The sequence below is a fragment of the Candidatus Limnocylindrales bacterium genome (assembly GCA_035626395.1).
Lineage (GTDB): Bacteria > Desulfobacterota > Binatia > UBA1149 > CAITLU01 > DASPNH01.
This window is the reverse complement of record DASPNR010000030.1, coordinates 44,839-65,025: the sequence shown is the minus strand read 5'-3', so window position 1 is coordinate 65,025 and position 20,187 is coordinate 44,839. Positions and strand designations below refer to the sequence as shown.

At 68.4% G+C, this 20,187-nt stretch carries 20 protein-coding genes; 9 read left to right on the top strand and 11 right to left on the bottom strand.

Annotated elements, in window-relative coordinates; all coding sequences use genetic code 11:
* Window positions 1–58 precede the first annotated feature (58 nt).
* Window positions 59–499 (bottom strand): CBS domain-containing protein, encoded by a 441-nt coding sequence (locus VEC57_09800; protein HYB99407.1) that lies wholly within the window; start codon window positions 497–499, stop codon window positions 59–61.
* A gap of 271 nt (window positions 500–770) precedes the next feature.
* Between VEC57_09800 and hemE the strand changes: the two genes are divergently transcribed.
* The 5 genes from hemE to VEC57_09775 all read left to right on the top strand — a co-directional run bounded on the left by hemE (window position 771) and on the right by VEC57_09775 (window position 6,730).
* Window positions 771–2,654: a uroporphyrinogen decarboxylase gene (hemE, locus tag VEC57_09795; GenBank protein HYB99406.1), complete on the top strand. Its 1,884-nt coding sequence runs from the start codon at window positions 771–773 to the stop codon at window positions 2,652–2,654.
* Entirely contained in the window at window positions 2,651–4,084 is a 1,434-nt protein-coding gene (hemG, locus tag VEC57_09790; protein ID HYB99405.1) for a protoporphyrinogen oxidase, read from the top strand. The genes hemE and hemG overlap by 4 nt, the downstream gene beginning before the upstream one ends.
* Window positions 4,085–4,363: 279 nt before the next feature.
* On the top strand, window positions 4,364–5,161 hold the full coding sequence (locus tag VEC57_09785) for a DUF1566 domain-containing protein (GenBank protein ID HYB99404.1): 798 nt from the start codon (window positions 4,364–4,366) through the stop codon (window positions 5,159–5,161).
* A gap of 189 nt (window positions 5,162–5,350) precedes the next feature.
* The gene (locus tag VEC57_09780; GenBank protein ID HYB99403.1) at window positions 5,351–6,127 is read left to right on the top strand and encodes a DUF2071 domain-containing protein; all 777 of its coding nucleotides are present in this window, start codon (window positions 5,351–5,353) and stop codon (window positions 6,125–6,127) included.
* 42 nt (window positions 6,128–6,169) lie between these two features.
* Complete coding sequence (locus tag VEC57_09775; protein HYB99402.1) at window positions 6,170–6,730, top strand: hypothetical protein; 561 nt, start codon at window positions 6,170–6,172, stop codon at window positions 6,728–6,730.
* 101 nt (window positions 6,731–6,831) lie between these two features.
* Here the strand turns inward: VEC57_09775 and VEC57_09770 are convergent, their stop codons facing one another.
* Both VEC57_09770 and VEC57_09765 read right to left on the bottom strand, forming a co-directional pair.
* Window positions 6,832–9,099: a glycosyltransferase gene (locus VEC57_09770; protein ID HYB99401.1), complete on the bottom strand. Its 2,268-nt coding sequence runs from the start codon at window positions 9,097–9,099 to the stop codon at window positions 6,832–6,834.
* 315 nt (window positions 9,100–9,414) lie between these two features.
* A complete protein-coding gene (locus VEC57_09765; protein ID HYB99400.1) occupies window positions 9,415–10,386 on the bottom strand; it encodes a TIGR03560 family F420-dependent LLM class oxidoreductase in 972 nt (323 codons plus the stop codon).
* A gap of 349 nt (window positions 10,387–10,735) precedes the next feature.
* Between VEC57_09765 and VEC57_09760 the strand changes: the two genes are divergently transcribed.
* The 4 genes from VEC57_09760 (at window position 10,736) to VEC57_09745 (ending at window position 14,412) form a co-directional block, all read left to right on the top strand.
* Window positions 10,736–11,683 carry a hypothetical protein gene (locus VEC57_09760; protein ID HYB99399.1) on the top strand — a complete coding sequence of 316 codons (948 nt, stop codon included), beginning with the start codon at window positions 10,736–10,738 and terminating at the stop codon, window positions 11,681–11,683.
* Window positions 11,684–11,725: 42 nt separating this feature from the next.
* Entirely contained in the window at window positions 11,726–12,589 is an 864-nt protein-coding gene (locus VEC57_09755) for a right-handed parallel beta-helix repeat-containing protein (GenBank protein ID HYB99398.1), read from the top strand.
* 151 nt (window positions 12,590–12,740) lie between these two features.
* Window positions 12,741–13,301, top strand: a complete 561-nt coding sequence (locus tag VEC57_09750) for a YqgE/AlgH family protein (protein ID HYB99397.1) — start codon at window positions 12,741–12,743, stop codon at window positions 13,299–13,301.
* Between the two features lie 22 nt (window positions 13,302–13,323).
* Window positions 13,324–14,412 (top strand): saccharopine dehydrogenase NADP-binding domain-containing protein, encoded by a 1,089-nt coding sequence (locus VEC57_09745; GenBank protein HYB99396.1) that lies wholly within the window; start codon window positions 13,324–13,326, stop codon window positions 14,410–14,412.
* Between the two features lie 90 nt (window positions 14,413–14,502).
* Here VEC57_09745 and folP read toward each other — a convergent pair whose 3' ends face one another.
* The 8 genes from folP to VEC57_09705 all read right to left on the bottom strand — a co-directional run bounded on the left by folP (window position 14,503) and on the right by VEC57_09705 (window position 20,055).
* Entirely contained in the window at window positions 14,503–15,309 is an 807-nt protein-coding gene (folP, locus tag VEC57_09740) for a dihydropteroate synthase (GenBank protein ID HYB99395.1), read from the bottom strand.
* Between the two features lie 92 nt (window positions 15,310–15,401).
* Window positions 15,402–15,830, bottom strand: coding sequence for a DUF3995 domain-containing protein (locus VEC57_09735; GenBank protein HYB99394.1), 429 nt, complete (start codon window positions 15,828–15,830; stop codon window positions 15,402–15,404).
* 395 nt (window positions 15,831–16,225) lie between these two features.
* Window positions 16,226–16,621, bottom strand: a complete 396-nt coding sequence (locus VEC57_09730) for a hypothetical protein (protein ID HYB99393.1) — start codon at window positions 16,619–16,621, stop codon at window positions 16,226–16,228.
* A gap of 202 nt (window positions 16,622–16,823) precedes the next feature.
* Window positions 16,824–17,759 carry a DMT family transporter gene (locus VEC57_09725; protein HYB99392.1) on the bottom strand — a complete coding sequence of 312 codons (936 nt, stop codon included), beginning with the start codon at window positions 17,757–17,759 and terminating at the stop codon, window positions 16,824–16,826.
* A 4-nt stretch (window positions 17,760–17,763) separates the two neighbouring features.
* Window positions 17,764–17,973, bottom strand: coding sequence for a DUF2905 domain-containing protein (locus tag VEC57_09720; protein ID HYB99391.1), 210 nt, complete (start codon window positions 17,971–17,973; stop codon window positions 17,764–17,766).
* Complete coding sequence (locus VEC57_09715; protein HYB99390.1) at window positions 17,970–18,830, bottom strand: PhzF family phenazine biosynthesis protein; 861 nt, start codon at window positions 18,828–18,830, stop codon at window positions 17,970–17,972. Before VEC57_09715 ends, VEC57_09720 begins: the two co-directional genes overlap by 4 nt.
* A gap of 101 nt (window positions 18,831–18,931) precedes the next feature.
* Window positions 18,932–19,681 (bottom strand): TSUP family transporter, encoded by a 750-nt coding sequence (locus VEC57_09710; protein ID HYB99389.1) that lies wholly within the window; start codon window positions 19,679–19,681, stop codon window positions 18,932–18,934.
* Window positions 19,681–20,055 carry a DUF4345 family protein gene (locus VEC57_09705; protein ID HYB99388.1) on the bottom strand — a complete coding sequence of 125 codons (375 nt, stop codon included), beginning with the start codon at window positions 20,053–20,055 and terminating at the stop codon, window positions 19,681–19,683. Before VEC57_09705 ends, VEC57_09710 begins: the two co-directional genes overlap by 1 nt.
* Between the last annotated feature and the right edge of the window lie 132 nt (window positions 20,056–20,187).

Here is a 20,187-nt window from a genome sequence, read left to right as displayed (position 1 = left end):
GGAGCGAGCGACGAGGCGTGCAACGCGCAGATCGGGCGCTAGCGGCGGCCGCCTCCGATCAAGCGGTGGTCCCAGCCATATAATCCCGCAAAAACCGCGCCTCCGTGTCCTTCTGATCGTACTGCGCCTTCACGACGTCGCCGATCGACACGATCATGACGAGCTTGCGGTCTTCGAGGACGGGGAGATGCCGGATGCGCCGCTCGGTCATGACCGACATGACGTAGTCGAGATCGTCGTCGCAGACGCCGATGACGACGTCCTTGGTCATGACCTCGGAGACCTTGAGCGACAGCGCCTCGACGAAGTCGTCGCGAGAGCACAGCCGCAGAACGTCGCGCTCGGAGATGATGCCGACCAGAGAGCCCGAGGAATCGACCACGGGCAGAGCGCCGATGTTGTACTGGCACAGCTGCTTGATGGCGTGATGGATCGTCTTGTCCGGATCGATGGTCTGGATTTGGATGGGTTTGCTCTTCTGGATGTCGCGGATCTTCATCGGGCAACCTCTTCCGTCTCGTATCGGTCCGGCCGACCGATGGGTTCTCCAAGCCGCAGCGTGCGCTGCGATCGAGCCCTCGCGCGCAGTCGGCCCGAGTAAGACACTCCACCGCGGCTCCGTCAATAGCGGCGGTTGCCAGCATGCGGTGATCTTGCGACAGTTGCGCGCCGCGGCATCGCGGCTCCTCATGGCCGATTCCGTTTCAGCCCCCCACGCAGCGAGCCAGCGCGGTTTCGGCGGCCTTCGCGTCGTCTCCTTCGAAAGCCGCATGGCGGAAGAGGCCCGCCGTCTGATCCACAACGCGGGCGGCGTGCCGATCTCGGCGCCGACGATGAAAGAAGTGCCTCTGGAGGCGAACGATCAGGCGTTCGTCTTTGCGGAGGAGCTGCTGGCGGGGCGCGTAAACATCGTCATCTTCATGACCGGGGTTGGCACGCGGTACCTCTTCGCCGCCCTGCAGACGCGCTACGAGCAGGCCGACCTGGTGCGTGCGCTCAGCGCGACCACCACCGTGGCGCGCGGGCCCAAGCCGGTGCGCGTCCTGCGCGAGCTCGGCGTCCCCGTCACCATCACCGTCCCCGAGCCCAACACCTGGCGTCAGATCCTGGCAGCGCTGGATGAGGCCACCGAAGGCGTGGAAGTCGAGGGCGCCACCGTCGCCGTGCAGGAGTACGGCGTCAGCAACGATGAATTCGTGGCGGCGCTGCGGGCGCGCGGCGCGGCCGTGCATCAGGTGCCGGTGTACCGGTGGGAGCTGCCCGACGACATCCACCCGTTGCAGGACGCGATCGGGCAGGTGCTGGCGCGCACGGTCGACGTCCTGCTCTTCACCAGCTCCAACCAGCTCTACAGCCTGCTCGAAGTCGTACGACGCCTGGGAAAGGAGCAGGAGTTCCGCGCAGCCCTGCGTGAGCTGGTGGTCTGCTCGGTCGGCCCGGTCTGCACGGAGACGCTGGTCGAGCACGGCTTCCACGTCGACATGCAGCCGTCGCACCCCAAGATCGGCACGCTGATCAAGGAGGCCGGCGAGCAGGCACCGGCCATCGTTGCCGACAAGCGCGCGACGCTGCGGGCCGCCGCGGCGCCCGCGCGGCCGCCGCGGCCTGCGGCCGATCCCAGGCTCCTTTCCGAGAGCCCGTTCATGAAGGCGTGCCGCGGTGAACCGGTGCCGTACACGCCCGTGTGGCTGATGCGCCAGGCCGGCCGCTACATGCAGGAGTATCGCGAGGTGCGGGCGCGCTACTCCTTCCTCGACCTGTGCAAGATGCCCGAGCTGGCCGCCAAGGTGACGGTCGAGGCGCAGGAACGCATCGGCGCGGACGCGGCCATTCTGTTCTCGGACATTCTTCTGATCCTGGAGCCGATGGGCCTTGGGCTCGAGTACGTGCACGGCGACGGCCCGAGCCTTTCCCGCCTGGTGCGCGGCCCCGAAGACGTCGACCGCCTGCGCGAGATCGACCCGCGCCAGGAGCTCGCCTTCGTCTACGACGCCATCGCGCGCATCCGCGCCGAGCTGCAGCCGAATATCCCGTTGATCGGTTTTTCGGGCGCGCCCTTCACGCTGGCCTCCTACGTGATCGAGGGCGGCGGTTCGAAGAACTACGTCGCCACCAAGCGCTTCATGTACACCGATGCCGGCGCGTGGAACGCGATGATGTCGGTGCTCTCGCGCGCGGTCGCCCGGTACCTGTCGGCGCAGGCCGAGGCCGGATGCCAGGCGCTTCAGATCTTCGACAGCTGGGTCGGCTGCCTCTCGCCCTACGATTACGAGACCTACGTGCTGCCGCACATGCGCGCGATCATGGAAGCGCTGCCCAAGGACGTGCCCGTGATCCACTTCGGCACCGACACGGCAACCCTGCTCGATCTTCAGATGGAGGCCGGCGCGCGCGTGCTCGGCGTCGATCACCGGATGGACATCGGTCAGGCATTCGATCGCTTCCCGGGCACGCCGATTCAGGGAAATCTGGACCCCGTCATCCTGCTGAGCGACGTCGCCACCGTGAAGAAGCAGGCGGCGCGCGTGCTCGAGGAGGTCGGCGGCAGGCCCGGGCACATCTTCAACCTCGGGCACGGCATCCTGCCGGGAACGCCGGTCGACAACGTCATCGCGCTCGTGGACACCGTGCACGAGCTTTCGTCGCGGTCTTGAAGCCCCGCATCGTCATCGTCGGCGCCGGTATCGCCGGGCTCACTGCGGCCTATCGCGCGGACAGGCTGGCGCGCGAGCGCGGGCTCGACGTCGAGGTCGTGCTCCTCGAGGGGTCGTCGCGCGCCGGCGGCGTCATCGAAAGCGTCGAGGAGGAAGGCTGCCTGCTCGAGCTGGGGCCCGACTCCATCATCACCGAGAAGCCGTGGGCGCGTGCGCTGGCTGAGGAAATCGGGCTGAAGGACCGCATCATCGGCACCAGCAACGAGCACCGGCAGAGCTTCGTCGCGCTCGGCAACAAGCTGCACCCGATCCCGGAAGGCTTCTACATGATGGCGCCGACGCGCCTGTCCACGTTTGCCGCCTCGCGGCTGTTCTCGCTTCCGGGCAAGGCGCGCATGGCAATGGACCTGGTGCTGCCGCGACGCACCGACGCCAGCGACGAGAGCCTGGCCAGCTTCGTCACCCGGCGTCTGGGGCGCGAGGCGCTCGACCGGGCGGCGCAGCCGATGGTCGGCGGCATCTACACCGCCGACCCTGCCAGGCTGTCGCTACGCGCGACGATGCCGCGGTTCGTGGAGATGGAGCGCAGGCATCGCAGCCTCATCCTCGGGCTGAGCGCGGCGATGAAGCGCAGCGCCGCGGCTCCCGGCTCCACCGCTGGGCCGCGCTATTCGCTGTTCATCTCTTTCGACAAGGGTCTGTCGGTTCTTCCTTCGCGTCTTTGCGAGCTGCTGCCGCAGGGCTGCGTGCGCACGGGCGTCATGGTCGAGAGCGTCGAGCGGCGCGAGGATGGCCGCTGGATCGTCCACACGCTCGACACGGCGCAGGAGCGCATCGAGGCGGACGCGGTCTGCCTGGCGACACCCGCGTATGCGAGCGCGCGCATCCTCGAGAGCGCATCGCCGGAGCTGGCGCGGTCGCTGAACGGCATCGAGTACGCCTCCACCGCCATCGTCAATCTCCTCTATCGCCGCGCGGACATCGCCCATCCGCTGCACGGCTTCGGCTTCGTCGTGCCGGCGGTGGAGCGGCGTACGCTGCTGGCGTGCACGTTCAGCAGCGTCAAGTACGCCGGCCGCGCTCCCGAAGGCATGGTGCTGATCCGCGGATTCGTGGGCGGCGCGCTCTTCCCCGAGCACTTCGAGATGCCCGACGAGCGCATGCTTGCCGGGATCGACCGCGACCTCGCCGAGCTGCTCGGCGTGCGCGCGCGGCCGCGGCACGCGCGGATCGTCCGGTGGCCGCGATCGATGCCGCAGTACAACGTCGGACACCTCGAGCGCGTGGCGCGCATCGAGGACGAGGCCGGGCGATTGCCGGCGTTCGCGCTGGCCGGCGCCGCGCTCCACGGCGTCGGCATCCCCGATTGCGTGCGCAGCGGAGAGGCGGCGGCGGAGAGGCTGGTGTTGGCGCTGGCACGCGGCAGATGACAGCGCCGGCCAGGCTCGATTCCACGACGATTGGATGAGAGCTCGACACGTCATTCCTTTGGCCATGGAAAGTTCTCGCTTGAACGGAGCGCAACTCCACGAGCCGGCGTTCGCACGCGTGAACGAGCTCACGCGCCAAGGTTTTTGACGCCTTTCCGCTCGCCCAATCTCGGACCAGCGTGGTAGCTTCGCGACGCGTCGTGCGGCGGAAGGGATAACGGGCGAGGTTTGCTCCCCTGGGTCCACGCGCGACGAATACGCAGACAAGGGGATAAGACGATGAAGACAAGGACAGTGTTGGGGGCATGGCTGCTCGTCGCCGCTCTGGCATCGAGCGCCATGGCCGGCGAAGAGCCGATGTGCGAGCCGCTTCAGCCGTGCGGCGACGTGAACGATTCGGGGACGGTAACGGCGCAGGACGCACTGGCAGTGCTGCGAGGCTCGGTCGGCGGCAATGTCGACCTGATGTGCTCGTGCGGCGAGTTCATCTGCATCGAGGGCTCGATCCTGAAGACCGGGCAGTTCACGTGCTATGACCCGCTCGACAACGTGAATCCGATCAACACGATCGCGTGCAACGGTTCGGGGCAGGACGGCCAGTTCCTCGCGGGGCTCGAGTTCAGTTTTATCGACAACGGCGACGGAACGATCACCGACGTCAACACCAACCTGATGTGGGAGAAGCTGTCGGACGACGGCACCATTCACGACTACCAGGATTTTGCGTACCAGTGGGCGGGTGCCTACGGGAAGATCAACTCGCTGAACGCAATGGACCAGGGCGCGGGCTTCGCCGGCTACAACGACTGGCGGCTGCCGAACGTCCGCGAGATGGCCTCGCTCGTCGACTTCAGCACCTCCAGCCCGTCGATCAGCGTCGCCTTCAACAACGACAACTGCGCGCCGGGCTGCATGGTCGAGAACTGCAGCTGCACGCACTCCAAGCCGTACTGGACCTCGACGACGTCGTCCTCGAGCCCGAACCAGGCCTGGACCGTCAATTACGCGACCGGCGGCATCGCCTCGTCGTCGAAGACCGTCTACAACTACGTGCGCGCCGTCCGCGGCGGGCGCTGATCCTGAATGCCGGTGGCGAGAGCGCGGTCTCGCCACCGGCGTCTCTTCCGCGAACGTACGAGATACGGCTGCAGCAAGGCGCGCCGCTTCTAGCTGCCAAAGGTCTTACCCGGCTGGTGGAGCCTACCGGCGCTGATTCGTGCCGCCTGCATTTCTCCGCGCGCATCTTCCGGCCACAATCGACCGGGCATGCACCCCGCGCTGCGACGCACCGAGCACCGCCCATGGCCCCTCCCATCGGGACCATGGGTGATGCGCCAGAGCTGGCGCGATCTGCTGTTCGCGCATTGGCGCGTGCCCGCATCCGCCCTGCGACCGCTGGTTCCGTCCCAGCTGCGCATCCAGGAATTCAACGGCAGTTCGTGGGTCGGCGTGGTGCCGTTCCGCATGGAGGGCGTGATGGTGCGCGGCCTGCCCGACCTGCCGTGGTTCTCGGCGTTCCCGGAGCTCAACGTGCGCCTCTACGTCGAGCATGGCGACAAGGCGGGCGTGTGGTTCGTCAGCCTGGATGCCACCAACGTCCTGGCCGTCGCCGCCGCTCGCCTGCTCTTCCAGCTCCCGTACTTCGTCGCCGACATGGAAGTCGAGGAACGACGCGAGCGCGTCCACTACCGCAGCATCCGTCGCAACGTCGAGCGCCGCATCGCCTTCCAGGCCAGCTACTGGCCGAGTTCGCCGCGTTTCGAGCCGGAGCCCGGGACGCTCGAGCATTTTCTGACCGAGCGCTACTGCCTCTACTCGCAAACGGCCAGCGGGACGCTGCTGCGAGCCGAGATCCATCATCAGCCCTGGCCGCTGCAGCACGCCGGCGCCGAGATCGCCGAGAACAGCATGGCGCAGGAGCAGGGAATCTCGGGCGAAGGCGATGCCGTCTTCCACTTCAGCCGCCGCCAGGATGTCGTCGTGTGGCCGCCCTACCCGGTCAGCGATGGACGCGCAGCCACGGGGTTGCCTGATCCTGCCTGACGTTCGCTTGCCCGGACGCGCAGATCGTTCAAAGAGCCAACTATGGCCCGATCCACCAATCTTGCGCTGGGCCTTGGCCTGCCGGTGCTCCTGCTGGCGCTCTACGGGGGCGCTCACGTCGTGTTCTACGAGACCTACCGCAACGTGTCCTTCACCGAGGTTGCGTACGACCCGGTCCTGTTCGCCGGCGATCTGCCGAGCTACATCACTCCCGAGGAGTTCCAGCGTCGCGTCGCAGCGATGGGCTCGGGTGAAGTGTCCGTCAAGGATGAGCAGACCTCGGAGTCCGACCCGGGAAGGCCGCCCTTCAAGCACACGTTCATGGACGTCCACGGGTTCACCGACATCGGCTTTACCGGCACGTTGACGGCACACTTCTTCAACGACCGTCTGGCCGAGGTCTGGTTCCAGGCGCCCAATGTCCACGACTACTACGACCAGCTGCTGCACCAGCGCGGCATCCCTTCGAATGAACCGCGCGAGCTGCGCCACGGCCATCTCATCATCCGCCTGGCGATGGGCCCCACCGGCGCGCCGCGCGTCTACATGGAGGACGAGCGGCTGACCGATGAGATGAAGCTGTGGATCAAGCGATACTCGTAGCCGGATGAGCCCAACCGCTGCGCCCTGGTGAGCGCGGCGCTGCTGCGGGATACGATGGTCCTGCGCGGCGGTGCGTGCTCTCGCGTTTCACGCTGCCGACGTCAGCGCTGCACGGCGGCCCCGAGACCCATCAACGCTTCCATGCGATCCAGCACGCGTCGCGCGGTGTGCGTCCACGTCCAGCCGCTACGCACGCGCTCGAGCGCCGCATCTGCACGCCGGCGCACTTCATCGCGACGGTCGAAGCATTCGCGCAGGAGCTCGGCGAGCGCGGTTACGTCGGGCTCGAGCAGGTAGACGTCCTCGGGCGTAGGCTGCCCGTAGACGGAGCGGCCCACGTAGCGCGGCCGCGACGGGATGCGCCATCCCACGCTCTCATCGACGAAATCGTCGGTGGCACCGCCGCTGGTGACCACGACCGGCAAGCCGCTGGCCATCGCCTCCAGCGCCGGCAGGCAGAAGCCTTCGCCGCGGTAGGCGCTGACGAAGACGTCGCAGGAGCGGTACAGCGACGCCAGTGACGCCGAAGGCAGTCGCCCGTCCAGATAGGCCACGCGCGGGTTGGAGGCGTCGGCCGCGAACGACTCGACGCGGTCACCGCTGGTATGCCCCTCATAGTTGGAGCCGACGCCCACGTCCTTGACCACGAGCAGCACCTTCTCGTTGCGGCGGAAGGCGCGGGCATAGGCTGCCAGCAGCACGTCCAGACCCTTTCGATAGATCGATGCGCCGACGAACAGGAAGCGGAAAGCATCGTCGTGCGGCAGCGAAAAGCGCTTGCCCTCGGGCGTGAACAGCGTCGTATCCACACCGAACGGAACGACCTCCACGGGCATGCGTACGCCCGAGCGCCGCACGGCCTCGGCACTGAACACGGAGGGCGTCCAGACTTCGCGGCAGCGGTTGAGCGCCTCCACCATCGGGGTCGAGATCAGCGAATACTCCCAGGTCTGCGAGACGACCCAGGGGAAACGTCCGGGCGCCGCGCCGCGCATCGGGAACTGGTTGCGCACCCATAGTGATGCACGGTTGGCCGCCTCGCCGACGGGACTGCCGGCCACGGCCGAATCCAGCTCCCGCAGGCCCTGCAGCTCGGGACGCGAGTCCAGATCCGTCCAGGTCCGCTGGTTCGACACGATGCGCAGATCGACGGCCTGCATCTGCAACAGCGCATTGCAGATGGCGGCGTTGCTGTAGGAGAGCGCGCTGTAGCCCGAGAGCGGCCCTTCCCACACCAGCACGGGCCGATGGGAAAGAGCGTTGCTGGCGCGCCGGCGGCGCTCGCGCGAGACGTGCGCGTACAGATCCTCGTACGCGTTGACCATTGCGGGCATCGAAAGATCGCGCGCGGCGCGCTCGGCAGCCGCCGCGCCCATTCGCAGCGCGCGGTCGGGATGCGCGAGCAGCTCGATGATCGCCCATGCCAGAGGATTGCTTTGCGCCTTGGGTACGATCGCTCCGGTGACCCCGTCATGCACGATCTCCGGCAGCGCGCCGCAGGCGGTGGCCACGACCGGCCGCCCAAGCTGCGCCGCCTGCAACGCGGTCAGGCCGAGCGCGTCGCCGCGGCGTGCGGGCACGACCACCACGGTTGCCCGCGCCAGCATGGCTTCGGTGCGCGCCTGCGACTGCCAGCCCAGAAGCTCGACGTCCTGGCCGATGCGCAGCTCCTCGATGAGCGCCGTCAGACGCGCACGATCTCGGCCGTCGCCCGCGATCTGCAGGCGCGCCTGCGGGAAGACCCGCAGCACGATCGGCATCGCACGCAGGAGCAGCTCGAAGCCTTCGTCGGGCGCCAGACGTCCGGCCGCGACGATGAGCGGCCCCGCTTCGCGCGCGGCCACGCGACGCGTCGAGGCAGGAAGACCGATGGGAACCGTGATCGCCGTGTCGGGCAGCGTCGGGACCAGGCGCCGCAACGTGGCAAGGCCGCCTTGCGAGGTTGCCGCGACGGCATCGGCGCGGGTCAGCGCGCGCGCAGCCAGCGCGGCCGATGCCGCTTGCGCGTCGTAGGCGGTGACGATCGTGGACCAGGGGCCGCTGCCGGCCGCTTCGAGGAAGAGCAGGCTCGGGCGAAGCGTGTGCACGTGCACCACGTCGGGCGCGATGGCCGAGAGCAGTTCGCAGACGCGGCGCCGCAAATCGTCGACGGCGGCACCGTCGTGGGCGACCAGCGCATGCTGGAAGCGGAAGCGGTGGATGCGCGCGGGCCCGCGCTGCTCCTCGTCGCGAAGCGGCGCCGACGTGTGCGAGGTGACGACGACGTTCTCGTGGCCGCGGGCGTGCAGAGCGCCGATGAGGTGCTCGGTCAGAAGCTCGACCTCTCCGATGTGCGGCCGATAGAGCTCGGTCCAGTGCAGGATTCGCATCGGGCCGCTCTACGCGCGCACCGGCGCGCAGGCAGTGCGCTCCGGCGGGAGCGGCGAAGACGGAGAGAGGGCGCGCGGGCGCATCGGCGCGGAGTCTACCCACCCGGCTACCTTGAAACCACTGCCAAGCTGGCCAGAGCGGCCGCACCGGCGGCGTTTTTTCGAGTTACTCCCGTCGCGGCGGCCGCGCACGATCGACAGGAGGCGGCGGCGGTGAAGCCGGTGCCTCTCCGTGGCCGCCGCGCCGCCCGGATCGCCTCGCTGTCCGTAGATGCCTTTGCTCTGTGCGAACCCCCGCGACGGCGTTTCCTTTGGTCAGACTTGGGAAAGGATGTCGCGACGGAAGATCTCCGCCTGGGAGTCGCCGCTGCCGAAGGAGGCGATGTCGTTGAAGAAGAAGACGATGCCGTGCACGCCCATGCCCTTCCACGCCGACAGTACCTCGGCGCAGCGCTCGCGCGTGCCGTGGCAGGCCACGAAGCCGAGCAGGCTGTCGGGGTTGAAGCCCTGGGTCTGGATGCGCGTGAAGAAGCGTTCCTTCTCCGCGTCGTCGTCGAAGGCGATGCCGCCCGACATCGCCGTGATCTTGATCTCATCGAAGTCGCGGCCCACCGCCAGGCAATGCTCCTGCAGGATCTTCTTGTAGCGCGGGAACTCGTCCTGGCTGCCGTTGTAGTTCCACACGTCCGCGTACCTGGCCACGAGACGCAGCAGCACCTTCTCGCCGCGCCCGCCGATGACGATGGGGATGCGCGGGCTCTGCAGAGGACGCGGCTGGCAGATCGCATCCACGAGCTTGAAGTGCTTGCCTTCGAACGTCACCGTCTCCTCGGGGCCCCAGAGGCGGCGCAGGATCTCGAGCGACTCACCGAGCCGCTTCAGGCGCGCGCCGATGGTGCGAAAGTCGTAGCCGAACGCCTCGAACTCCTCGGCGAACCACCCGGCGCCGATGCCGAGATCCAGGCGCCCGCCGCTCATCACGTCCACGCAGGCGGCGATCTTGGCCAGGTAGGCAGGGTGGCGGTACTCGTTGCACGTGACCAGCTGGCCGATGCGCGCGCGCGACGTGATCGCGGCCATGTTGGCCATCATCGTCCATGCTTCGAAGGTCGCCTCCACCTGCTTGCGCGGAAACGTATGGAAGTGGTCGAACACCCACAGCGACTGCCATCCCGCCTCGTCGAGGCCGCGGATGACTCGATCGCACGTCCGCCATTTCTCGGCGTCGCCCTGCACGCCGGTGAGATCGAGACGCCATCCTTGCGGTACGAGTACGCCGTATTCCATGTATTGCTTCTCCTGCGCGGGCAGTGCTGCACGCGCTTTGCGGCTGGCGGCGGCAAGGGCGACAGCCGTCTTGCCCACCATCGGACGTCGAAGGGAGACAGTATCGTGCGTCGCAGCCAAGGAAAGCTCCGCATCGGCAACTCCTCCGTGGGGCGAGCGTTGCGCAAAGGCCCGCCGCGCGGCACTCACGCGGTCGGACAGGCTGGAGCGTGATGCATCGAAAAAACTCGAATCGTCGCCGCAACAGGGTGAGCGAATGCGTTGACTGCGCCGGTGGCTCTTGGGAAGGGGACACGTGGAGCGGGAACCCGACGTCCGTCCTCTCTCTTCGCGTTCGCCTCGTCACCGCTTGCTGCTCGCTGTCGTCGCCGCTCACTGGATGGCGCAGGCAGGCGTCGCACGCGCCGCCACGCTGGAATCCCTCGAGTTCAGCGCCGACGTCACCGTCACGGTCGGCGAGGAGACCGCGACCGACCATGACGTCATCATCGATGATCTGAACGGCAACACCGCCACGGCCAGTCTGGGACCATTGCCCGAAGGGGTGGCGCTAGCGGGCTACTCGGTGGCCGCCGACGGCGACATGCTCTTCTCCGTCGACTCCACGACCGTGATCGGAGGCATCACTGCCACGCCGCGCGATGTCGTGCGCTTCGCGAACGCCAGCTACAGCATCGCTCTGGACGGCTCGGCCGAAGGAATTCCCGAGGGCGCGGCGATCGACGCGGTGGCGATCATCGACGGGGATATCGCCGTCTCCTTCGACATCGCCGCCAGGCTCGACGCAGCACTCGTCGTCGGCGACGAGGATCTGGTCCGGCTGCAGGCGGGCACCTTTTCCATCCTCTTCGACGGGTCGGCGGCAGGTGTTCCCGACGCGCTCGACGTGGATGCCGCGCATGTGCTCGAGAACGGCCACGTGCTCGTTTCCTTCGACGGCAGTGGATCCGTCGGCGGAGTCGGCTTCGACGACGAGGACGTCCTCGAGCACGACGGCCAGGCCTGGCAGATACAAGTGGACGGATCGGACGCGCACGCCGCCCTGGCCGCCGCCGACGTCGCCGCGATCTCGGCCAACGAAGCTGCGACCGTCTTGTGTGCCGACACCAACAACAGCCTGACCGTCACCGCCAGCGACGCCCTTTTCATCCTGCAGGCGGCGGTCGGCACCCAGACCTGTGCCGACTGCGTGTGCGACGTCAATGGCAACGGCGACGTCACGGCATCCGACTCGCTGCTGGCGTTGCGGATCGCGGTGGGACAGCCGGCGCTGCCGGCGTGTCCGGCGTGCAGTTGAAGAAGCGAGCGAGATCGGCCCGGCGAGGAGGAGAAGGAAGTCATGACGAGCCTGAACCGGCGCGCATCCATCTGGTCGAAAATGGCAGCCGTGGCGGCCTCGGCGGCCGTGGCGACACTTTCACTGCCGCCTTCGGCAGCCGCCGTCGACGGCGTCATCGAGGTCAATCAGGCTTCGGTCGAAGCCGGTGACGGTTTCCCGATCCAGCTCATCGACGGAAGCTACCGGCTGACGAGCAACCTGGTCGTGCCGGTGGGGACGACCGGCGTCGTCCTTTCGAACGCGACGCTGGACCTGAACGGCTTCGCGATCATCGGTCCCGGCACCTGCACGCTGCAGGTTCCCTACGACGCCACCAGCATCATCTGCACCTCCGGATCGGGCTACGGCATCTCCATCCAGGGTGGCTCGACGTTGCGCAACGGCCGCATCCGCGGCTTCGCCTCGGGCGGCATCTACACGGACACGCAGTACTACAACAGCGTTACCATCGAGGACGTTCACGTGGTGGGGAACGGCGGGCCGGGCATAACGTTGTATCAAGGTGTCGTGCGCGACAGCCACATCGAAGGCAACGGTGGCGACGGGATCACCAACTGCGCCTGCGGTGCCGCCAACCTCGGCACGATCATCGAGCGCAACGTCGTGGTCTTCAACAAGGGCAACGGCATCAAGGTCAGCGGGCTGATCCGAGACAACCGCATCGACTACAACGGCATCGCGGGAATCATCAGCTCCGGCGGCAGCCCAATGCGGGTCAACGGCAACATGATCTATCGCAACAAGGGGTTCGGCATCAACGCCAGCGGCGGCGGCAGCTACTGGGGCAACCATCTGGAAGGCAACAACGCCAACGGAGCGCAGACCAGCGGGACACTTGCCGACATGGGCGCCAACGACGACTGACGCCGCAGGCCCGTCCGAAGCCATGCCGGCGGGCGTGACTGCCTCGGCGCGCACTACGGTGCGTGGCTCTCGCCGGCGGATCGGGGGCGCCAACGCACGCGGGTAATTCCTCCCCTTGCCCGCAGCCATGTCCGGGAGTACTAAAAAACACATGATAGGGGAGCTTCGGGTCGCACCTGGTCTGCTGATCGCGATGCCTCAGCTTCGCGATCCCAACTTCCACCGCTCGGTCGTGCTCATGATCGAGCATCAGCACGAAGGCTCGTTCGGCCTCGTCGTCAACCGGCCCACCCGCGTTCCGGTCGGCGAGCTGCTCAAGGCCATCGAGGTCGAGTGGCAGGGGCCGAAGAAGGACGTGGCCTGGTCCGGCGGGCCGGTGCAGCCGGAAACCGGCTGGATCCTGCACGAGTATGTCGAAGGGCTCAGCGGCAAGGGCACGCAGGAGGTGATGCCGGGGCTGTACATGTCCTCGGCGCCCGATGCGCTCAAGGTGCTGGCCGCGCAGCCGCCGCGGCGCCTGCGCTTCCTGCTCGGCTACTCGGGTTGGGGCCCCTCGCAGCTCGAACGCGAGCTGACCGAGACGGCCTGGATCAACAGCGACGTCAACGCCGATTTCCTCTTCGACACGCCGCCGGAGGACATGTGGGAGGCGGCGCTTCGGCGTCTCGGCGTTTCTCCGACGACGCTCGCGCCGGCCTCGGGCGTTCACTAGCCGCCAGCGATCCGGCCGCTCGATGGATCGGCTGCTCGTACTCGGCGCCACCGGCTACACCGGGCGTCTGGTGGTTTCCGCGCTCGAGCGACTCGAGCAACCCTACGTTCTGGGCGGACGCAATCGCGTCGCGCTCGAGGAGATGGCCGCGGCGCTGCCTTCGCGTCCGGACGTGCGCGTGGCCGACGCCGGCGACGGTGCATCGGTAGCGCAGGCGCTCGGCGGCATGCGCGCCGTCATCAACACCGTCGGGCCCTTCACGATGCTCGGCATGCCGGTGGTGCGGGCGGCCGTGGACATGGGCGTCCATTACGTCGACACCACGGGCGAACAGACATTCCAGATGCAGGTGTACGAGAGCCTGCACCGGCGCGCCGTCAGCACGGGCGCGACCGTCATCACTGGCGCGGCCTTCGAGTACACGTTCAGCTATCTCGGCGCGGCACTGCTTCACGAGCGGTGCGGGCCGCTGCTGACCGTCAGCTCCTATCACTTCACCGATGGCTTCCGGCCGAGCACCGGCACGGCGCTGTCGGCGCTCGGCATGATCGGCGAGCGATTCGTCGCGTTCCGCGACGGACGGCTGGCGCCGATGCCGACGTCGTGGACGGCGCGGCGCGTGATGTTTCCGGGCGAGCGCGATCCGTTCTGGGCCGCGCCGTTCCCGGGCGGCGATGCGGTGATGCTGCCGCTCGACATCGCCAGCCTCCAGTCCGCCAGCTGCTACGTGCTGCTGCCGCGTGCGGCGGCGGCGGGGCTGGCGCTGGCCACCAAGGCGCAGCCGGCGGCGCGCCGAATGATGGGAGATCGCATGCGCAGGCTCGCCGCCAGGGGCATCGCCCGGTGGATGGCTCCGCCGCCGCCGGGCGAGCGCGAAAATGCGTCGTGGATCGTGTTCGTTCACGCTCAGTCGCCGAGCGGAAGTCATCTGTGCCGCATGAGCGGCGCGGACGTCTATGCGACTTCGGGTGCAACCGCCGCGCTGACGGCGACGTGGCTCGTGCGCGGCCGCGGCCGCGATGCCGGCGTCATGACCACCGGCAAGGCGCTGCCGGCGATGGACATGCTCGATGCCCTACGGACGTTCGGCGTGCGCTGGGAGCTGCGCTGAAAAGAGCGAGCCGTGCGCCGCCGCCCCATCCTGTCGCCTCCAGGTCCATGCTTCACCGCCGCACGGGAACGCCTGCGCCGGCGACCAACGTCATGCCTTCTCCGACAGCGCCGAGAGCACCGTGAGCGCATCGCGCAGCATGCGGGGCTCGTGCGTGCGGATGAAGGTGGCGCCCCGCTCGACCGCGAAGAGCTCGGCCGCCAGCGAGGCCGCCGCGCGCTCGTGGATGCCGCGCCCGCCGGCAAGGCGCCCGACCACGGACTTGCGCGACACCGAGATCATGACGTCGCAGCCATGACGCGCGCGCAGCTCGCCCACGCGCCGCAGCACGAGAACCGACGGCTCCGGATCCGCTCCCAGGAACAGGCCCATTCCAGGATCGAGCACGAGACGCGCGCGGTCGATGCCCGCCGTCTCGAGCGCGGCCACGCGCGCCGCGAAGAACTCCTCGATGCCGCGCAGCACCGCAGCCGCGTCCGTCACCTCGCGAGTTGCGCGCGGGCCGCGCTGGACCGAATGCATCACCACCAGACGCGCCGTCGAAGCAGCCAGCTCGGAATGGAAAGCGGCATCGTCGAAGCCGCGGATGTCGTTGAGGTAGGCTGCGCCGGCGCCGAGCGCGTACCGCTGCGTCTGCGTGCGCCACGAATCGACGCTGACGGCCACCCCGTGGCGTGACAATTCGGCCATCACCGGCGCGAGCCGTTCGATCTCTTCCTGCGCCGATACCTCGCGCGCCTCGGGGGCGCTGGACGCAGGTCCGAGATCGATGACGTCGGCGCCGTCCGCGCGCAGCCTCAGCGCATGGTCGATCGCCGCCTCCGGCTGCAGGAAGCGTCCCCCGTCCGAGAAGGAGTCCTCGGTCAGATTGACGATGCCGAAGATGGTGACGGACATGCTGGCAGGCCTACCCGAGAGGCCTGCGCAGCGAAAGCCTGGTGGCGGAGGAGAAGCGCTGGCGCCAACGGCGCGCCGCGCATCGGCAAGGGCTACGCCTGCGGCGGCAGCGTCGCGACGACGGCGCCGACGGCAAGGACCAGGCACAGCGGCGAGTACACGCGAGAGTCCATCTCGGCGAAGTAGGTGCCGTCGACCTTCTTGAACATGCCGAACAGGCTGAAGTCTCCGATCGCGCGCATCACCAGCACGACCGACAGCCCGGCCGCCAGAGAGCGCACGACCGTTCCGGGAACGGGGACGGCCAGGAAGCCCGCGCTGGCGGCGACGACGGCGGCGCAGGCCGCCAGGACGGTGGCAATGGTCAGTGTCGCGAAACGAGACGGTACGAAGGCCAGCGCTCCGTCGACTTCCGGAATCGCGGCGAAAAAGGCGCGGCGCCCGCCGACCGCCCAGTAAAGGTGCAGGGACGCGAGCACGGCAAACACGAAGATCAACGAAGCAGCCAGCAGACTCTCCATGGCGCGCGAACCTAAGGCCGGTGACGACCTGACGCCAGTGGATTTTTGGAGAAAGCCGCTCGCGGCGACCGTGGCGGCTGTCGAGAGCGGCCTCCGCGCCGCGGCGGCCGATAGCGGGACTCGGCCAAGGTGCCGAAACCGGCGCGCCGTCCATGCATGCGGGGGCTACGTTCCGTTCGACGTGGTGCGTCCAGCCGTGTGCCATCGCACGAGCGGCCGGGCCGCGCCGTCGGCACGACCTGCTCCGCTTCGCGCCCGGCGCGCGGCCGCTGCGCCGCCGGTGTCTCGAAATGAGAGCATGGCGGCGCTCAGAATCCTGGCGGGCGCAGCCGGCGCACGACAAGGGGACGGCCAGGAAGGACCGTCCCCTTGTCTGGCTGCCGCAAGCTGCGGCGTCAGTAGTAGTACTCGACCACCGGTGCCGGTTGGATGACGAAGCGCGGCGCGCGGCAGTGGCGCGACTCTTCGATGCGACCGCTGCTCAGGAACACGCGTTCGACGCGGCACGGACCGTCGTAGATCACCTCGCGTCTCTGCACGTACGGCACCACGCGCCGCTCGACGATGGTCGTATGGTGATAGCGCGGCACGTAGTGGCGCTCTTCGCGGCGGTAGTAGGTGCGGCGGTCGTCGTCGTCGTAGCGATCGTAGCGATCCTCGTCGTAGCGTTCTTCGTAGCGATCGTCGTCGTACGAGTAGCGGTCGTAATCGTCGTTGCCGGCGTTGGCCGGCGCGGCGACGCTCATCAGGCCAGTGATGGCAACAGCGGACAGCAGATATCTCCACGCCATGGGACTCCTCCAATCGGGGTGAACATTCACCGTCGATGCACTGCTGGATTGCGGATTCTCCTACGTGCCGTAGACACGAGAACCCCGAAATCTCTTCACGAGACGTCGCGCACCGAGCCTCATGTCGGTGACGATCGGAGCAGGCGCAGCGCCGGTTCGCCCTCCGCCCCGCTTCGTTCCGCTTCGGCGGCCGGCGGCAGCTTCACCTGGAGGAGGCCGCGGGTTCCGCCTCCACCGGCAGTGCCTCGGCATCGGGCGGCGGCGGCGCCGGCGCGGCGCCTCCCTGCCACGCGAGCGAAAGCGCTCCGCTGACTACGAGCATGGCGCCGAGTGCAGTCGTCGCGTCGGGCACTTCACCGAAGAACAGGGCGCCCCACATCGCCGCGAAGACCACCTGCAGGTACGTCAGCGCCGTCGCGCGCGTGGCGCTCTCGTAGAGCAGGCCGCTGGTGAACAGCACCTGCCCGGCCTGGGTGCACACGCCCACGCCGAGCAGCCACAGCCACTCGATGCCCTGCGGCCAGACGAAGCTCCCGATGAGGGTGGGCACCGTCAGCGGAACGGTGACGAGAGGGAACCAGAACACGATGACGAGAGGATGTTCGAGCGACGCCAGGCGCTTGACGTCGATGTACGCCAGCGCCGTCAGCACCGCGCCGGCGATGGCCACGGCCACATGCACGGGATCGAGCGCAGGTGCGGTCGTGCCCAGCAGCACGCTCGGCTTGGAGACCATCACGACGCCCGCAAGGCTGACAATGCTGGCCACCAGGACGCCGCGCCCGGCGCGCTCGCCGAGAATCAGGGCCGCCAGCAGCGCGGTGAACGTGGGGTACAGGTACTGCAGCACCGTGGCGTCGGCCAGCGGCAGCACCGTCACCGAGTAGAACACGCAGGCCAGCGCGAGTCCGCCGAGCAGCCCGCGCAGAAACAGAAGACCGCGATGCGTCCCCCACGGCGAGAGGCCGCGCCGCCGCAGGAGCAGCCAGCTCAGCACCAGCGAGACCAGCGCGCGCGCGAGCACGACCTCCTGGCTGGGCAGCCGCTGCCCGGCCAGCTTGACGAACACGGTCATCAGGCTGAACGCGAGCGCCGCCGCCGCGATCAGGAGAGCGCCTCTTCCGAAGCGGTCCTTCACCGCGTCATCGTCCGAAGAATCGCAGCAGCAGCCACAGCACCACGTTGATCACGATCATCGTGGTGATGGGGAAGTAGAAGCGGAAGCTCTCGCGCTCGACGACGATGTCGCCCGGCAGACGTCCGAGCCCCAGCTTGGCCACCAGCGGCCACGCCAGGCCGACCACCACGAGCGCCACGCCCGCCAGGATCAGCATGCGCGGCACGCCGCTCATGCCAGCTCACCTCGGGCGACGAGCACGACCCGGCCGCCCACCTGCACGTGCTGCGGCGACTGCGCGCGCAGGTACAGCGTCGACGGACGGCCGATCTCGTAGCCCTGCTGCACGCGCGCCGACACCTGCTCGGCCCCGAGCACGCGGTGGGCCGAAAGGTACGCGGCCAGACAGGCGTTGGCCGACCCCGTGGCCGGATCCTCGCGCAGACCGCGCGCCTCGAAGAACATGCGCGCGGCGAGGTCGCCGCCCGGATCATAGGCCTCGCGCGCGAAGCACAGGACGCCGGTGGCGGCGCCGGAGCTTCCCTGCGGCAGCCGCGCCGGCTGCAGCGCACGCAGGACGTCCAGCGATCGCACCGGAACCAGCACGAAGCGGATGCCGACGCTGACGTCCTGGCACGGCAGATCTTCGTCGAGATCGCCGCAGGTGATGCCGAGCGTGGCGGCAATGGTGTCACGATCGCGGACATCGCCGAGCACCGGCGGCCGCGGCGCAAGCCAGGCGAGCCCGTTCGCATCATCGAACGTCACGGCTACGTCGCCGACGCCGAGGTGCAGCGTCACCGTCTCGCCGGCTCCGTTCTGTACGAACCGGCGCAGGAGCCAGGCCGTGCCGATGGTGGGATGCCCGGCGAAGGGCAGCTCTTCGGCCGGAGTGAAGATGCGCACGTCGTAGCCGCCGTCGCGAAGGCGAGGCGCGGGCACGAACGTCGTCTCGGAGAAGTTCGTCTCCTGCGCGAAAGCCTGCATGCGCTCGGTCGTCCAGCCCTCGGCGCCGAGCACCACGGCAAGCTGGTTGCCCGCGTAAGGACGCTCCGCGAAAACGTCGACGAGATACAACAGCGGCGGGCTCATGCGCGATCCATCGTGCGGTTCGCCTGCCGCTTCAACTCGCCGGCGTCGCGCCGGCGCCTCACCGTGCGCCACGCGGTCGAGCAGTCAGGGCTCGAGGTCCCTCACGGAGCGCTTGCGCGCAGCAGCTCGCGCGCCAGCACCGCCATGCTCGAGGCGGCGGAGACGATGAGCACGGCCTGACGGGTGCGGCCGGCGTCGAAGTAGTCGGCGGCGACGCGCGAACGGGCAAAGCCGGCCGCAGCCGCGACCGAGAGCATCACCGACGGCGCAACGTCGGCGGCGGCGTACTTGCCCGCCAGCGCCAGCGCCGCCAGCGAGATGGCTCCGCCGAGCGCGAAATTCGCGGCCAGCGCCGCACGCAGCGTCGGACCGGGAAAGTGCTGATACAGCAGCGCCAGCGGCGGACCGCCGGTGGCAGCAGCGGTGCCCATGAATCCCGAGGCAACCCCCGCCCCGAGAAGGGAGCGCCGCGAGATGCGTGGATGCAGACCGGATGTACTGATGGCCACCGCCACCAGGACGAGCACGGCCACGAAGATCGCCAACCGCTCGTTGGGGACGAGAGCGATGGCCAGCGCGCCCAGTGCGCTGCCGGGGACGCGCCCGGCGAGGGTCCAAGCGATGCCGGCAGCGGCGACATCCGCGTGCCGCTCGCGCCACAACACCAGCACGCTCAGGACGATGCTGGAGGCGGTGACCGGCCCTGGCACCAGGCGCGGCTCGATTAGCGTCAGCAGCGGCGCCGCCACCAGCGCGTGGCCGAAACCGACCGCTCCCTGCAAGAAGCTGCTGGCGGCGATGATGAGGCAGGCCAGCGCCAGCATCGCGGCCTGCGATGGCTCGGCTGCCACTACGGACGGTTGCCGAGAAACGATTCCCAGGGAATCAGCAGGATCAGCCCCACCACCACCTCGAAGACCAGCGCGCCGATGTTGGCACCCGAGTAGCTCCGGTCGTGCCAGATGGAGAACGCGCGCGCTCCGGCCGCGCCGAGATAGCCGATGCCGAGGACCCGAAAGATGTTGCGCTCCTGCGCAATGACGGCGAACAGGCCGATGGACAGGAAGATGCCGCCATAGGTGGCGCGCAGCTCGGAGATCCCCTGCTCTCCCTGGGGCTCCAGGCGCACCAGACGCGCCGCGGTCAGCGGAAAGAACAGGCCCAGCAGCCCGAGGCAGGCCGTGATGATCGCTCCGAGAGTGTTGACGCTGACGGGAAGATCCATGTGTGTCCCCTTCTTCGCGAGTCCCTCCCTAGGCAAAAAAGGAGACAGGCACAATTTCCACCACGCCACGGCGCGGATACTCTGAAGGCCTATGTCGCGCTTGGGCTTTCCCACATTCGGCCTGACCGGACC